1 protein-coding gene is annotated in these 1,939 nt (G+C 59.6%); it reads right to left on the bottom strand.

The genetic code is table 11. The features are described 5' to 3' along the window. Window positions 1-184 precede the first annotated feature (184 nt). Entirely contained in the window at window positions 185-1,771 is a 1,587-nt protein-coding gene (locus VMT30_03550) for a transposase (protein HVQ44015.1), read from the bottom strand. Window positions 1,772-1,939 lie beyond the last annotated feature (168 nt).

Below are 1,939 nucleotides of genomic sequence, written 5' to 3'. Positions count from 1 at the left end.
GTGCCGAGCTTCTGAGGCTCAAGCAGCCAAGGCAATCGCCCGCGAAATGCTCAAAAGATATTGCGTTACAGCGGGTTGGGTCATATATGGGTAAGAGGGGCAGAAGTCGTGGCAGCTGTCACCGAGGTCGGCCTGGCCGGAGGCCGGTTTCTGCGCCAAGTGGGGCCTATCGACGCGACAACGGTTAGGCTGAGGCGCATCGGTGCCTGACGATATCGGCCAATGACGGGAGGTCGGGTTGGCCGCTGATGCCGAGGCGCGAACCAAGGTAATTCCAGAAGACAATCCCCAGTTTTTTGCATGTCTTGCCGAGGCCGAGGAACCCGTCACGGCAATCGCGGCCCACGTCGCTACGAGTGCCGCCACTGACTTTTCGTTTGGTTACCACGCCGCGAATGTCGTTTTCGGAGCCATTGGTGTGGAGCGGGATTTCGGGACGTTCCAGCACCTTCAGCAACTCAGCTTTGTTGGCGTGCAGACGCTTGAGTAGCCGGTCAAGAGTGACAAAACCGGTCTGGCGCATGAAGATGCGATCGAACCTCGCCGTGAGAGCTGCCTTGCGATTTTTGGATGGAGCCAACCGATAGGCCTTGAGGTCGCGGTAGAAGCGCCAAATCAGGCTGCGGATGTGGCGCTGGGCTTTGCGGTTCGCATCGGTGAATGCATCAAGCTTGTGAACGAGGCGCTCGGCATGGACCCAGCAAAGGCCGTGTTCACCGACGTTAAATTGGCCCGCATCATCGCTGACGATGACGGTATTGGGCAGCAGACCATGGGCCTTGATGCTCCCCCACAGCGCACCCTCGGTGGCGATCTCAACCGGATCGGGGTTGACCTTGAGCATGGTGATGGCGAGCTTTTCAAGATGCGCGGTCCATGCTTGCTGGTCAGCGAAATACTGGTCGGGATGATCGGCCAAGCGGGTGATCACGTGCGCTGCCAGGCTACGCTGGCGCATATAGGCCAGCGCCTCGCCATTGATGATGTAGTCACCGTAGCCAGCGCGCAGAAGCGCGAGGAAGTTGGCACGGTTTTTCTTGTCTGTCGTGCCGAACCATGTGAAGTGCGCGTTGCCGATTTGGGTACAGAAGCCGTTCTTGGCTTTGTGACGGACTCCGGTGTCGTCCACGGTAATCCAGGCGGCACTTGAAAGTCCGGCGCGCAGCACTTCGTTCGCCTCGTTGAGGAATGGCTCCTGGCCCTCAATCAGCAGGCGAACAACCTGTCGCTTGGAGATGAAAATGCCGAGCGCCCGCAACATCTCTACCAGTCGCGGCACGGTGACTTGGCCTTGATGATATTGCGCCAAAATGAAGCGACGCAGTTCTGGCCCGAAGTGGCCCGCAAGGCCGTCCGGCAACGCGGCGGTCAGCATGGTACCGTCGGGGGTCAGCCAACGCTCGCAGCGAAAATCAACGACGTGGGCGCGCAGGACCAAATCCTGCACGACGAAACTCGTGTAGCCTTTAAAGCGCGAGCCGGGTGGCGCCGCCACCTTGACGGTCTTCTCCTCATTGATTGTCAGCTTTGTCCTCGTGGGCCCCCGCTTGGGGCGCTCCTTGCCGGCAGGCTTCTGCGGCTTCGGCTCGGTCGCCTTCTCCATGCCGCTCGGTTTGATATTCGGCCGGCCCGGCCCGCCCTTGAGCCGGGCGATCTCGTCTCGTAGCGCGCCAACAGTTCGCTGCAACTCGGCTATGACCTCAAACTGCTTTATCACCAAGCTCTTCAGCTCGGCATACGACAGACGGTCAAGATCGGCAGGCGGCACCATTCCCAGAATGAATCCGACTCGCCTCGGTCTGGGAATCGCAAAATCATACCGTCGCCACGAAGTTTGCCCCTCTTACCGCAATAGGAGCGAACCCTTTGCAATTCTGGGCGCATTTCGCGGAGCAGTGGCAGAAATCCTGGGCAGATGCCATGACGTTTTGGACCAAGG

The organism is Candidatus Saccharimonadia bacterium (genome assembly GCA_035544015.1).
In the GTDB taxonomy this organism is placed as follows: Bacteria; Patescibacteriota; Saccharimonadia; order UBA4664; family UBA4664; genus UBA5169.
Note: the sequence above shows the minus strand (reverse complement) of the source record. Positions and strands in the feature narration are given on the sequence as shown.